At 46.6% G+C, this 12,639-nt stretch carries 13 protein-coding genes; 6 read left to right on the plus strand and 7 right to left on the minus strand.

Annotated elements, in window-relative coordinates; all coding sequences use genetic code 11:
• The 6 genes from ACN081_RS05285 to ACN081_RS05310 all read left to right on the plus strand — a co-directional run bounded on the left by ACN081_RS05285 (position 1) and on the right by ACN081_RS05310 (position 5,911).
• Positions 1 to 1,299: an O-antigen ligase family protein gene (locus ACN081_RS05285; protein WP_419107165.1), complete on the plus strand. Its 1,299-nt coding sequence runs from the start codon at positions 1 to 3 to the stop codon at positions 1,297 to 1,299.
• A gap of 2 nt (positions 1,300 to 1,301) precedes the next feature.
• Positions 1,302 to 2,810 carry a lipopolysaccharide biosynthesis protein gene (locus ACN081_RS05290; protein ID WP_419107166.1) on the plus strand — a complete coding sequence of 503 codons (1,509 nt, stop codon included), beginning with the start codon at positions 1,302 to 1,304 and terminating at the stop codon, positions 2,808 to 2,810.
• 6 nt (positions 2,811 to 2,816) lie between these two features.
• Positions 2,817 to 4,046: a Wzz/FepE/Etk N-terminal domain-containing protein gene (locus ACN081_RS05295; RefSeq protein WP_419103986.1), complete on the plus strand. Its 1,230-nt coding sequence runs from the start codon at positions 2,817 to 2,819 to the stop codon at positions 4,044 to 4,046.
• Positions 4,047 to 4,073: 27 nt separating this feature from the next.
• Positions 4,074 to 4,523 carry a PssD/Cps14F family polysaccharide biosynthesis glycosyltransferase gene (gene pssD / locus ACN081_RS05300; protein WP_419107167.1) on the plus strand — a complete coding sequence of 150 codons (450 nt, stop codon included), beginning with the start codon at positions 4,074 to 4,076 and terminating at the stop codon, positions 4,521 to 4,523.
• A 69-nt stretch (positions 4,524 to 4,592) separates the two neighbouring features.
• Positions 4,593 to 5,255, plus strand: a complete 663-nt coding sequence (locus tag ACN081_RS05305) for a glycosyltransferase (protein WP_419107168.1) — start codon at positions 4,593 to 4,595, stop codon at positions 5,253 to 5,255.
• A 158-nt stretch (positions 5,256 to 5,413) separates the two neighbouring features.
• Positions 5,414 to 5,911: a DUF2505 domain-containing protein gene (locus ACN081_RS05310; protein ID WP_419107169.1), complete on the plus strand. Its 498-nt coding sequence runs from the start codon at positions 5,414 to 5,416 to the stop codon at positions 5,909 to 5,911.
• A 101-nt stretch (positions 5,912 to 6,012) separates the two neighbouring features.
• Here the strand turns inward: ACN081_RS05310 and ACN081_RS05315 are convergent, their stop codons facing one another.
• The 7 genes from ACN081_RS05315 to rfbB all read right to left on the minus strand — a co-directional run bounded on the left by ACN081_RS05315 (position 6,013) and on the right by rfbB (position 12,608).
• On the minus strand, positions 6,013 to 6,444 hold the full coding sequence (locus ACN081_RS05315; RefSeq protein ID WP_419107170.1) for an adenylyltransferase/cytidyltransferase family protein: 432 nt from the start codon (positions 6,442 to 6,444) through the stop codon (positions 6,013 to 6,015).
• Positions 6,445 to 6,635: 191 nt separating this feature from the next.
• A complete protein-coding gene (gene sufU, locus ACN081_RS05320) occupies positions 6,636 to 7,097 on the minus strand; it encodes a Fe-S cluster assembly sulfur transfer protein SufU (protein WP_419103322.1) in 462 nt (153 codons plus the stop codon).
• 24 nt (positions 7,098 to 7,121) lie between these two features.
• Positions 7,122 to 8,423, minus strand: a complete 1,302-nt coding sequence (locus tag ACN081_RS05325) for a cysteine desulfurase (RefSeq protein WP_419107171.1) — start codon at positions 8,421 to 8,423, stop codon at positions 7,122 to 7,124.
• A 174-nt stretch (positions 8,424 to 8,597) separates the two neighbouring features.
• Positions 8,598 to 9,191 carry an aminoacyl-tRNA hydrolase gene (gene pth / locus ACN081_RS05330; protein ID WP_419107172.1) on the minus strand — a complete coding sequence of 198 codons (594 nt, stop codon included), beginning with the start codon at positions 9,189 to 9,191 and terminating at the stop codon, positions 8,598 to 8,600.
• 127 nt (positions 9,192 to 9,318) lie between these two features.
• On the minus strand, positions 9,319 to 9,927 hold the full coding sequence (locus ACN081_RS05335) for a 50S ribosomal protein L25/general stress protein Ctc (protein ID WP_419102086.1): 609 nt from the start codon (positions 9,925 to 9,927) through the stop codon (positions 9,319 to 9,321).
• 254 nt (positions 9,928 to 10,181) lie between these two features.
• A complete protein-coding gene (gene rfbD / locus ACN081_RS05340; RefSeq protein WP_419107173.1) occupies positions 10,182 to 11,606 on the minus strand; it encodes a dTDP-4-dehydrorhamnose reductase in 1,425 nt (474 codons plus the stop codon).
• 3 nt (positions 11,607 to 11,609) lie between these two features.
• Positions 11,610 to 12,608 carry a dTDP-glucose 4,6-dehydratase gene (gene rfbB / locus ACN081_RS05345; protein WP_419103326.1) on the minus strand — a complete coding sequence of 333 codons (999 nt, stop codon included), beginning with the start codon at positions 12,606 to 12,608 and terminating at the stop codon, positions 11,610 to 11,612.
• Between the last annotated feature and the right edge of the window lie 31 nt (positions 12,609 to 12,639).

Below are 12,639 nucleotides of genomic sequence, written 5' to 3' on the forward strand. Positions count from 1 at the left end.
ATGGCGCTAGCACTTCTTAAATCTCGTGGTGGCACACGTTTCGAACATCAACCGGACCCCTACTCCACCCAAAGTTTTGCTCATCTTCCAGCCTGGCCTCTATATACACTCCTTTACGGTTTCCCTATCATCTGGGCGTTGGGCCTTTGGCAGTTCCTACCGACGGTTCTTGCCCTCATCATGGTTGCCTATATGATGATTCGCGGGAATATTCTTGTCTATAAGACACAATGGCTCTGGTTTGCACTCACAATTTGGTGTCTTGTATGTACTGTCTCTCTTCACGGCGGTAGCGATATCCTCGCGTGGGGGCTGAGATTCGTCAACATCTTTAACGTTGGTGTCTACGGCGTTTACTTTTTCAATGCCCGAGAAAAGATATCGGCTCAGGGAATGCTTGGTGGGCTTGTCACGGTATGGTACACCGTCGTCATTCTAGGGTGGTTTGCATTATTCTTCCCAGATTTTCGTCTTATCACACCCATGAGTTATCTCATGCCAGGCGGACTTTTGAATAATCCTCTCGTCCGTGATTATGTGCAACCACCATTGGCAGAAGTACAGCTTCCTTGGGGTGCCCCAGAACCTTATATTCGTCCGTCAGCGCCCTTCCCTTACGCAAATAGTTGGGGTCTAGCCTTTACCTTCTTAACCCCCGTTGTTTTGGCAGTGATTACTGCAGCAACCAAGAGGCGTACAAAAATTATTTTGAGCTTATCCGTTGCGGCAGGTCTTTTCCCTGCAATCGCTACCAGTAACCGTGGCATGTTCATTGGCTTAGCATTATGCGTCAGCTATGTTATTTTCCGCCATGTCCTTGAAGGAAACTTGAAAGTAGCTTTCTACGGGTTGGTTGCAGCCATCATCGCTCTTATTGCGTTAGTTGCTTCAGGAACATTAGCTCAGATTCTAGGACGTCAAGAGTACTCAGATTCAACCGGTGGGCGTGCAGCTCTTTATAAAGCAACGTGGGAAGCTGTTTTAGATTCACCACTCGTTGGCTATGGCACATCACGAATGAATGTCACTATTGGTGTTTCAATGGGCACTCAAGGCTACCTGTGGGCACTCATGTTCTGTTTCGGTTTGGTCGGGTTATTCCTCTTCATGGCCTTTATGCTCTATTCCATCGCAAGCACATGGGGTGTAAGTTCAGCTACCGGTATTTGGATTCACTCTGTTCCGGTATGCGCTATCTGCGTTTTTATCTTCTACAGTTTTGACATCATGCAAATGACAGCAATGATGCTCTGCCTTGCTCTGATTATGCGTTCTATTGTGCATGAGGAGGGTCTATAGTTATGGCTTCTCTTGCTAAAAGTGGGGCAATTTCCTCTGTTTTTGTCATGTATGGTGCTGGCGCTGCGTTTGTTGCGACTCTCATCGTTTCTAATAGCTTAGGAACCTCTGGCGCTGGAGATTTTTTCCAGGTCATGGCACTTTTTGCTATTGGAACATCGTTATCGGTGTTTGGTTCTGATACTGGTTTAGTTCGTACGGTGTCAGCGCAGAAAGCAACGGGGCGTTATTCAGCAATCACGTCTCTTATTCGTTTTGCGGCTATTCCATCGGTAGCGATTTGTTTAGCTATCAGTTCTTTGACAATTGGCTATGCTTGGCTGATGCCTGAGCTCTCTGAATCTTACCGAATGATGCTCAGCGTGACCGCAGCTTTCCTACTTTGCGCAACTTTTATGACCATCTGTTTTGGTGTCTTACGAGGCCTAGGTCAGGTAGTTCTCTTTACCGGTTTGCAAAATGTTCTGCTTCCAACGCTACGTATTGTCGCGGTGTTCTTAGTAGTTACGGTAGCCGGTAATGCTCTTGCATTAGCGTTCTCTTGGGTGATCCCCGTAGTGGTTGTCGCTATCGTTGCATTTTTTGCTGTACGACGTTCACTTCCGACCGAAGAAGATTCGTTAGTTGAGAATCCTTTACCCGCAGAGACTTCTCGTTCTTTCTGGAGCTTTAGCTCGGCCCGTGGAGTTTCTGCTGTCGTTGAGTCTATTCTCGAATGGATTGACGTCCTTTGCGTAGCGGCTTTTGTCGGAGTTGGCGCTTCTGGTGTGTATGGTGCGGTTAACCGTATGGTGCGAGTTGGCGTCATGGTTGAGCATACTGGTCGTATTGTGACGGGTCCTTCTATCAGCGCAGCTTTAGCCGTCAATGATTATCCGCGTGCACAAGAAATTTTCCTCGGCAATACTCGTGCACTGATCGCATTAAGCTGGCCGTTCTATCTCACGTTGGCGTTCTTTGGCCCTCTCTTATTGGAGATTTTTGGCCATGGTTTCTCTTCTGGCGCAGGTGTTCTCTGGGTGATTTGCCCGGCGATGATGGTCGCGATTGCCGCAGGAGGAGTTCAGTCCGTTCTTTTGATGAGCGGTAAGAGCCGCTGGCAACTTTATAACAAGCTTTCGTCCTTGGCCGTTTCACTTCTACTGAATTTCACCCTTGTTCCTGTATGGGGCTTATATGGTGCAGTCGTTGCGTGGTCGGCAGCTATTTTAGTTGATACTTTTCTTGCTTCGTATGAGGTCTTTTTCCTCGTTGGTATCCGTAGTTCCTTATCACAGCTTTTACCGGTGATGGGTATTGCTGGGGGTATACCCACAGCGGTAGCTCTATTAGTGGTCATTTGGCTGGGAGTTACGTGGTGGTCTCTGCTGGTGTATCTCACTATAGCTATAGCACTATATTGCTCAGCTATTTTAGTTTTCAAAAAGTCTATGGGATTAGAAAAACTTTTCAATAAACGTCCACAACAAACTCGTGTTGGCAAACACTTTGCCCCTAAGAAAGAGGTCTAGAAACTTATGGCTAGAAATACTTCTCGTCGAGCAGTCGTCGATTCGCCCCGAGCTAATGCCCGTGCAATTCGTACAGTCTCATTATCAGCACAGCTGAAAAAGATGGTACGTCATCCTATGGTGATTGGCGTAACGGTTCTCGTCTGTGTCTTTATTGCAGGCGTATTCTCACTGATTGCAACACCAAAGTATGAGGCTTCAGCAACCGTTTTAGTCAATCCTCTATCAACAAACCCTAGCTCTTCAAGCCACGGTAATGTCTCCATCAATACTGAAGCTTCAGTTGCGAGCTCTCGTGAGGTAGCAGAGGCTGCAGCAAAGTCACTAAGCTCTTCACACGATGATTTAGTCTCTGAGCTACGTCAATCTATTGAAGTTTCTGCGCACTCTGGCACCGCTATTTTTGATGTCAAGGCAACAGCTTCTTCTGCACAAGACGCAGCAGAGTACGCAAATGCGGTAGCACAGGCCTACCTTGCGGTACGTTCTGATGCGTTGCAGGATTCTGTTAATACGGTTGCTGCCGGAATTGAAAAGCAGATTAACGCTCTTGGCAAAAATGGTAATGATGCTGCACGCACCGCATTAGAAGAACGTTTAGCTCAGGTACGCATTACCGACACTAATGCTGGACGTATTATTACTTCAGCAAAGGTTCCTCAAGACTCTACAAATCTAGGGTTCATTAAATGTATTTTTGTCGGCGCGGTATCGGGTCTTTTGTTAGGTGCCATCATTGCATGGGTATTAGATTCTCGTGCACGTACAGTGAACTATCGTGACCGCGCAGAAGATATTTTGGGAGAAGATGTCTTCGTCATTCGTGACACCCAAGATATCGAAGATACTCGCCGTGCTTTCCGCTCTATCGGCGTAATCAATGGTGATTTCCGCAAAGCCAATATTGCTGGTGCCGTATTGTATTCTTCGGTTCCACGTGCTTCTGACGATTTTGCGGCAACATTACGTCAAGCTTATGCGGATAAGGGCCTAACGTTTGTTGACTCCCCTGCTTCATTGCTTTCGCAGAAGAAACTGTCTCCCTCAGATACACCTAATGTACTAGTCACTGATCGTGGCACAGAACTTTCAGAAGTATTATCTGCAGCGGATGCTCTTGGCGCTTGCGTTGTAGTGCTTACTCCTGAAACTTCAGTCAATGATTTAGAAGAGTTCGTCAGTGTTGCTGAGCACATCACCGATGCACATTTCTTGTATGTCTTCTTGACCTCCTAAATTTTCCGTCCATTGTAAGGATTGACCATGAAAGTACTACTTGTAGCGAGCGCTGGAGGACATCTAGCACAGCTGATTGCTCTCGATAAGTTCTGGAAAGAGCATGAACGTACTTGGGCAACTTTTGAGTTGCCTGAGGTCAAGGCTGCTCTTGAAGGAGAGACGATTGATTGGGTGTATTTTCCGACAACCCGCAATATCCCCAATGCTGTTCGTAATCTAAAAGTCGCATGGAAGACTTTGCGACGAGAAAAGCCGGATGTGGTGATTAGTACTGGTGCTGCGGTGTCGGTGTCATTTTTTGCAGTTGCAAAACTTTTAAAAATACGCACTGTTTTTATTGAAGCCTATGACCGTATTACGATGCCAACGATGAGTGCACGGTTATGTTATCCCATGAGCGATTTGTTTGTCGTTCAGTGGGAAGAACAGCAGAAAGCATTTCCAGAGTCAGTTAATATTGGGGCCATTATGTAATGATGCGCTGTTCCGTTAGCACAATGTTGTCACCATTTTTATTCGTTCCGTTTGTGAAAAGAGATGTACATGAGCGATTCTCAGAACATGAGTACCCCTTCACTTCAACAGCAAGGTTCTACTTCTGATGTGTCAGGTGAGTTGCAGAACCAGCCGGTCAGTTATGACCTTGTGGTGTCTTTAGGTACGGACTATCACAAGTTTGACCGGCTTGTTGAATGGGTTGAGTCGTATCTTCTCAATCATCCGACGGTTACTTGTTTGTTTCAGCATGGGTTTACTGAAGGTGCCGAACACGCAACAAAAAATATTGACAGAATGCCTCGTTCTGAACTGTTAAAGATTTATGAGGAGGCTAAGGTGGTTGTGGTTCAGGGTGGCCCAGGGTCTATCCTTGATGCGCGTGAAGTTGGTGTTATCCCTATTGCGGTGCCACGCCTTGCAGAATTTGATGAGGTTGTTGATAATCATCAGGTTCAGTTCTCACAGGTGATGGAAAATAATGGTGAAGCTTTTGTTGCTATAGATGCGCGTGATCTTGCACAGAAGATTGATGAGGCGTTGAACAATCCGCAGAAGTATCTTGGCTCTCGCCGTGTTCCAGGAGCCGATCAGGCCTCAGAAAATCTCTCTGCAGGATTAGCTTCTTTGGCTCAGGTGCAGGCAGGTCATGATATGCGTAAGTTTATTCGCCGTTGGAGACAAGTTATTCGAGGTATTGTCCGTTCATAGGACGGGTAGAGTCATAGTCATTCTTTTATAGCGAAAACCTGTTAACGTAACCGTGCTGGGACGAGGTTTTCGGTTAGCTTTATAGTAAGAGTTTTTTATGATGCTACTGTCGTTATAGGAATATCTTTTTCAATTCGCTCTTTTAGGAAGGACAGTTCATGGCAATTCAAGAAACCACTACGGTTAATGCCCCTATCGACCGCGTGATTGAGGCATATGCTTCTGAAGACTTTGCGCGTTTTGTATGCGAAAAAATGGGTATTGGCTTTGAGGGTCTCGAAGTTTCGGGAGATACTGCAGGCGCGTTTTCTGCTGTGAGCAAGCGTTCTGTTGCAGCTGACCGTGTTCCTGATATTGCTCAGAAGTTTGTTTCTAAAGGCCTTCAGATGACCCAGTCTGACACCGTTTCTGCTCCAAGTGCTGATGGTAGCCGAACGATTAGCTCCGATATTAAGGTCTCGGGTATGCCCGTTTCAGCGCGAGCAACGCAGAAGCTTACTGCCTCAGGGGAAAAGACTGTTATTGAAGTATCTGGGCAGGTATCTTGTTCAATTCCTCTAGTAGGTAAGAAAATTGCTGCTGCCGCAGAACCTTATGTGGGTAAGGTTCTTTCAAAACTTGGTTCTCTTGTAGAACAGTGGGTTGCCCAAAACTAACACATTTGGTGTCCTTTTGAGGGCATGATTAAAAGAGTTGTGGGGCTAAGAACATCTGTTCTTAGCCCCACAAGTCTTTTTAAGTCTTAGAAGAAAACAGTTTAGCTTCGTGGTTCTGTTTCCATTAGTTTATCGAGGACTTGGCGTAGTTTTGTTGAGGAGGTATGAGCGGTATAGGGGAAGTACACAACCTCAACACCGACCTGAGCAAAACGTTGTTCTAAGTCAATACCGCGTGGTGTCCCTTTCCAGTCATCGCCTTTGAAGAAGGTGTTGTATCGGACCTCTTTCCAGGTCTCTAGCTTGTCTTCAAGGACTTCTGCATGAACACGGTCTACAAAATCAATGTGGGAGACAATTTCCATACGTTCAGCTAAAGGTATGACAGGCTTCCTACCTTTAGTAATTTCTAGAATTTCGTCTGAGACGACTCCTGCAATTAAGTAATCGCAGTGTTTCTTAGCTTCTCGTAAGATGTTCAAATGTCCTACGTGGAAAAGGTCAAATGCTCCAGCAGCATACCCGATGTTCATAGGTCCCCTAAATACTCTTGTCATAGATGTTTTGACTTTTCAAGAGTACGTCAGGTTGAGGAAGAAACACCTATTATTCTTAGGCATAGTTTTAGGGACAACAGCCCACAAAAACTACTTTTTTAGGCTCTGACCAGTAAAAACTATATGATTAGGGTAGCTTTCTCATAACAGTTGTTAGAACTGTCAGCTTATGAGTTCTGCAACTGAGCTTCTTTTGCCGCCTCTTCGGCAGCAACCCACGAAAGCATCGCACATTTAACACGTGCAACAAATCGAGAAACACCTGCAAAAGCTGCCGCATCCCCTAGGAGTTCTTCATCTGGTTCAATCGTCCCACGAGAACGTAATAGCTGACGGAATTGTTCCACCATCTCGTTGAACTCTTCAATGCTTAAGCCTTGAGCCATCTCAGATAGCACTGATGCTGAAGCCATAGAAATAGAGCAGCCGTCACCTTCCCAAGAAATATTCTCAATGTGTTGCTTGTTCTCGCTGAGACGGACTCTCAAGTTAATTTCGTCTCCGCAAGTGGGGTTATATTGGTGGTTATCTGCACTAGGGTGTCCCTGATTGTCGTTAAGCCCCTCCCCCAAACGTTGTTTAGAATGGTCAAGAATTATTTGCTGGTATAAAGAATCTAGTGAACTCATAAGGCTATCTTTCTTAGCGAAGGTTTAGTATCCAAAGTAGCTGCGTACTTGTGCAAGCTCTTCAAGGAAAATATCAATATCTTCAGTTGTATTGTAAATATAGCTTGACGCGCGGGTAGAAGCAGTAAGGCCCAAAGCACGGTGCAATGGTTGAGCACAATGATGTCCAACACGCACCGCGATACCTTGCATATCAAGTAGCTGTCCAACATCGTGAGGGTGCACTCCCTCTACGTCAAAAGCAACTAGTCCAGCTCGTGTCTGCCCTGCTTCAGGGCCTAAAGAACGAACTCCGTCAAGGTTGTTGATTCCGTGCACTAAACGCTGCCCTAACTCATGCTCCCAAGCATAGACCTGATCCATCCCAATATTTTGAAGGTAACGCACCGCCTCAGCTAGAGCAATAGCTTGAGAAATTTTTTGAGTGCCTGCTTCAAATTTTGTGGGAGCTTCCATAAATTTAGCTTCTGTCATGGTGACTTTTGTAATCATCGAACCACCCGTCAAAAAAGGAGGCATATTGGCAAGAAGCTCTGCTTTTGCATAAAGCACCCCAATACCGGTAGGGGCAAGCATTTTGTGCCCAGAGAACGCTGCAAAATCAATATCCAGTTCATGAAAATTCACCGGCATATGTGGAACCGACTGGCAGGCGTCAAGAACAACGAATGCGCCTACCTGACGTGCTAATGACACCAAAGTATCTACCGGATTAATACACCCAAGAACGTTCGAAACATGAGTAAAAGACAGAACCTTCGTTCTCTCCGTGATAAGGCGTTCAGCCTCCTCTAAATTGAGAGTCCCATCTGCATTAAGCGGTATCCAACGCAACGTTGCACCAGTTTTTTGAGCAAGTATCTGCCACGGAATCAAGTTTGCGTGATGTTCTTGTTCAGTAAGAACAATCTCGTCTCCCTCAGACAACGCGAAAGGTTGTGATGCGGGTGCGCCGATACCAGATGAAGCATTCGCAAAAGAATATGTGATGAGGTTTAACGCTTCTGTAGCATTAGCCGTCCATACTATTTCGTTCTCTTGTGCACCAACAAAACCGGCAACAACCATACGAGCCTGCTCAAAGAGTTCTGTCGATTCCACAGCAAGAGTATGTGCACCACGATGGACCGCAGAATTAGCCTGCTGATAGAAAGACTGTTCAGTCTGTATCACCTGATAAGGATTCTGGCTTGTCGCACCAGAGTCCAAATACACTAGCCGTTTCCCGTTAACTTCAGTATTGAGCAGAGGAAAGTCCTCGCGTAGCTGTTGTACCGTCTGGTCGTTCAAGACAGTTCCTGAAGCTAATGCATAAGGGTGCGTCACGAGTTTTCTCCTCTAGGGGTCTGCCAACGGATAGTCAATAATAGTTATGATGCGCCGTGTAGCACATCATAACACCATGTTTTGATAGCTTATTCTTCAGTGACAAAAAATGATAGTCACAGCACGGTAAGAAGCCCGAGCCTCAGACTTCACCATAACTTTTTGTGCAGCATCTTAGGAAGATTCCGATGCCGTATGAAACTTCTGCTGTGCAGCAATAAGACCGTCTGATAACAACATATGTACTGCCTGCGCTGACTGATCAATAAGGAACGGCAAGGATTGCACCTCATCTGAACTAAAAGGTTTAAGAACAAAATCCGAAACACTCATCCGCCCAGGAGGACGCCCAATACCCGTGCGCACACGGTAATAATCTTTAGTCCCGAGTACCTTAGTAATATCTCGTAACCCGTTGTGCCCGCCTTCACCACCACCGCGTTTGAGCTTGATAGTGTCAAAAGGAATATCTAGTTCGTCATGAACCACCACAATATTTTCCGCAGACACACCATAAAATTGGGCCAACTGTCCTACAGGCGCACCAGAAACATTCATATATGTCAAAGGTTTAGCAAGAACAGCACGTGGACCACCAATACCTAAACGCCCTTCAAGAACCATTGCTCGTGCTTTACTGTGACGTTTAAAATTTCCGCCTACGCTCTGAGCAAGCTCGTCAAGGACCATCTGCCCAATATTATGACGGGTACGTTCATACTCTGCCCCAGGATTACCTAGCCCAACAACCAACCACACGTCACTCATAATTTTCCTTTGATTCGATACTCCACGTCTTCAACCAGATAGATAAGTCTCTCAAACAACAACGACCCGCACACCATCATAGTATGCGGGTCGTCGCCACCTTCATCAGGTCAGAAGATGAAAAAGATTATTCTGCGTCTTCAGCAGGTGCTTCTTCAGCAGCTTCTTCTGCAGTCTCAGGCTCAGGAACGTCGAGTTCTTCAGGCTCAGAAACGTTAACAACAAGCAGTTCAGCGTCTGCAACGAGGGTTACATCAGCAGGAAGCTTGATGTCGCCTGCAAGAACGTGGTTTCCAGCTTCGCGACCTTCGATATCAACGATGATAGCGTCAGGAGACTTCAAAGCGTCTGCCTCAACCAAGAGAACAGTTTCTTCGAGGTTAGCTACAGCGCCCTGTGCAACTTCGCCTTCAACCTGTACAGGAACCTCGATTTCGACGCGCTCGCCGCGCTTAACGATGAGGAGGTCCATGTGCTGAAGTTCAGGACGAATAGGGTGACGCTGGATGTCTTTAATCATGGCAAGAACTTCTTCGCCTTCAATGTCAAGAGCAAGAATAGCGTTTGCCTGACGTGCAGCAAGAGTAGTTGCGTGACCAGGAAGAACAACGTGCTTGGGATCTTCACCGTGTCCGTAGATTACACCGGGAATGTCGCCTGCCATACGGATACGACGTGCGTATCCTTTGCCGAAGCCTTCGCGAAGAGTTGCGGAAATTTTGATGGTATCTGACATAAGAGATACTCCTTTCAACTGGATATATTGCGCCATACAGTGTACTGACGCCAGAATATTATTCCAGTTCAGCCACCGTCGGGTTCGGACCTACCTACAGATGTTCTGTAGATATTCCACCGCCTTGGCTTTCTCAAGTGGTGTTGTTTCTTATATCTGAAGAGACAACCGTTCAATTATGCCTGATTAATGGTACTCAGGCAAGGGGAGGTTTGGGGTATCTCAAGTCATAGATACCCCAAACGTCTATATTTTTAATCCCGTAAACCCTCAAGGTACTTTGTGAGCGCTTCTTGATGGTCGCGAGGGGTAAACCCAGTAGCAATGATTTTTGACAGGTTCATTGCAGAGTTCATAGGACGTGGTGAGTAGTTCTCAGCTTCTGCAAAATATTCTGCGGTAGTTGTTTCACTCACACGTTGAGGGTCATGTCCGCACGCTTCGTAGACGTTTTGAGCTAGTTGCGCCCAGCTAATAACTTCTCCAGTGTTCGATACATGGTAAGTACCATAGGGTGCTTTGGTCTCAAGCAGATGTAAGAGTGCACCAGCAAGGTCTTCAGTGAAGGTTGGTCTGCCGTATTGGTCAGCAACAACAGCGGGATCGATACCACGCTCTGCAAGTGAACGCATAGTGAGCACAAAGTTTTTACCTTCACCAATAACCCAACTGGTTCGCACCAAATAATGTGCGTCGAGGGCATTAACTGCGCATTCTCCAGCGGCTTTGGATTGCCCGTAGACTCCAAGAGGTGCTACTGGCGCATCTTCAGAGTATTCTTCTGGGCGTTCAAGGCTACCGTCAAAGACGTAGTCCGTTGATACATGCACCAATGGGATGTTTGCTTCACGCGCAATCTGAGCTAATGCGCTCACACCAGTGGCGTTAACCGCCCATGCGTCAGTGCGTCCTTGCCCCACCTGCGCGTTATCGACAGCAGTATAGGCTGAAGCGTTGATGATGGCGCGTAATGAACGCCAACGATAGGCTTTCTCCCAGCTTTTAGGTTCAGTCATATCTATTTCATCGCGAGTTGCTGCGATATATGGGATATGACGTTCGGTGAGCTGTCGTACGAGTTCTTTACCGAGTTGCCCTTGAGCTCCAATCACAAGAATAGGAGCTTCTTGGACAGGTTCTACAGCGTCTAAGCGTGGATGATTTTTGTCTTTATCAGAAAGTTCTGCCTGTTCGAGAGGAATAGGCCAGTCGATAGCAACAGTTTCATCGGCAAGGTTCAAGAAAGAGTATTCACCTTGTGCTTGAGCGGACCAATGGTCGTTGACGACGTAGGTGTATGCAGTGTTATCTTCAAGTGTTTGGAAAGAGTTTCCGACGCCACGAGGAACGAACACCGCCTTATCTGGTCCGAGTTCAACGGTAACGACTTTTCCGAAAGATTCTCCAGCGCGTAAGTCTACCCATGCACCGAAGATTTTTCCGGTAGCTACTGAAACAAATTTATCCCATGGTTCAGCGTGAATTCCGCGGGTTGTTCCGACGCTTGCGTTGAAGGAGATGTTGTTCTGTACTGGCCCGAAGTCAGGTAGTCCAAGCGCCACCATTTTTTCGCGTTGCCAGTTTTCTTTGAACCAACCTCTGTTATCTCCGTGAACAGGCAGGTCAATCACGAGAAGCCCCGGAATATCAGTGGTGTGCACGGCAAGATCATGAGTCATCTTTTACTGCCCTGCTTTCGCGTATTTTGCTTCAACTTCAGCTTTGAGAGGTTCCCACCAGTCTCGGTTGTCTTCATACCAGCGGATGGTATCTGCAAGTCCTGATTCAAAATCAGTAAAGCGAGGTTCCCAGCCGAGTTCTTCACGCAGACGAGTGCCGTCGATAGCGTAACGCAGGTCGTGTCCGGGACGATCTACGACGTGTTCAAAGGCGTCTTCTGGCTTACCCATCAAACGCAAGATTGTACGTAGCACGGTGATGTTATTTTCTTCGCCGTTCGCCCCGATAAGATAGGTCTCTCCGATTTTTCCTTTGTTAAGAATGGTCAGCACAGCAGAGGAGTGATCTGAGGCATGAATCCAGTCGCGCACGTTCAGGCCTTCTCCGTAGAGTTTTGGTTTGATTCCGGAGAGAACGTTGGTGATTTGTCGTGGAATAAATTTTTCGATGTGTTGATAAGGCCCGTAGTTGTTGGAGCAGTTAGAAATGGTTGCTTCAATACCAAATGAACGAACCCATGCGCGCACAAGAAGGTCTGATCCAGCTTTTGTGGAAGAGTACGGCGAGGAGGGGTTATAGGGGGTGCGTTCTGTAAATTTTTGAGGGTCGTCGAGTTCGAGGTCACCGAACACTTCGTCAGTAGAAATATGGTGGTAACGGGTTTTGTGTTCACGAACCGCCTCAAGGAGGGTATACGTACCAATGAGGTTAGTGTGAATAAAAGGTGAAGGGTCGTTCAATGAATTATCGTTATGTGATTCTGCTGCATAGTGAACGACAGCATCTGCCTGTTGCACAAGTGGATCTACCACGTCGCGGTCTGCAATATCGCCTTTGACAAGCTCAAAACGCGATGAGTCTAGACCTGCTAAAGATTTCTCGTTAGCAGCGTAGCTCATAATATCGAGCACAGTTACATGATGATCGGTGTTCTCTAAAAGGTGGTGTACGAAGTTTGAACCGATAAAGCCGGCTCCGCCGGTGACAAGAATTTTTCCCATAGTTACATGGTACGGGAAGTATTATTCGTAG

Source organism: Rothia sp. P13129, assembly GCF_048512865.1.
Lineage (GTDB): Bacteria > Actinomycetota > Actinomycetes > Actinomycetales > Micrococcaceae > Rothia.

Coding starts and splice junctions, on each gene's coding strand:
- ACN081_RS05285 (WP_419107165.1), top strand. CDS start 1: ATGGCGCTAGCACTTCTTAAATCTCGTGGTGGCACACGTTTCGAACAT.
- ACN081_RS05290 (WP_419107166.1), top strand. CDS start 1,302: ATGGCTTCTCTTGCTAAAAGTGGGGCAATTTCCTCTGTTTTTGTCATG.
- ACN081_RS05295 (WP_419103986.1), top strand. CDS start 2,817: ATGGCTAGAAATACTTCTCGTCGAGCAGTCGTCGATTCGCCCCGAGCT.
- pssD (WP_419107167.1), top strand. CDS start 4,074: ATGAAAGTACTACTTGTAGCGAGCGCTGGAGGACATCTAGCACAGCTG.
- ACN081_RS05305 (WP_419107168.1), top strand. CDS start 4,593: ATGAGCGATTCTCAGAACATGAGTACCCCTTCACTTCAACAGCAAGGT.
- ACN081_RS05310 (WP_419107169.1), top strand. CDS start 5,414: ATGGCAATTCAAGAAACCACTACGGTTAATGCCCCTATCGACCGCGTG.
- ACN081_RS05315 (WP_419107170.1), bottom strand. CDS start 6,444: ATGAACATCGGGTATGCTGCTGGAGCATTTGACCTTTTCCACGTAGGA.
- sufU (WP_419103322.1), bottom strand. CDS start 7,097: ATGAGTTCACTAGATTCTTTATACCAGCAAATAATTCTTGACCATTCT.
- pth (WP_419107172.1), bottom strand. CDS start 9,191: ATGAGTGACGTGTGGTTGGTTGTTGGGCTAGGTAATCCTGGGGCAGAG.
- ACN081_RS05335 (WP_419102086.1), bottom strand. CDS start 9,927: ATGTCAGATACCATCAAAATTTCCGCAACTCTTCGCGAAGGCTTCGGC.
- rfbD (WP_419107173.1), bottom strand. CDS start 11,606: ATGACTCATGATCTTGCCGTGCACACCACTGATATTCCGGGGCTTCTC.
- rfbB (WP_419103326.1), bottom strand. CDS start 12,608: ATGGGAAAAATTCTTGTCACCGGCGGAGCCGGCTTTATCGGTTCAAAC.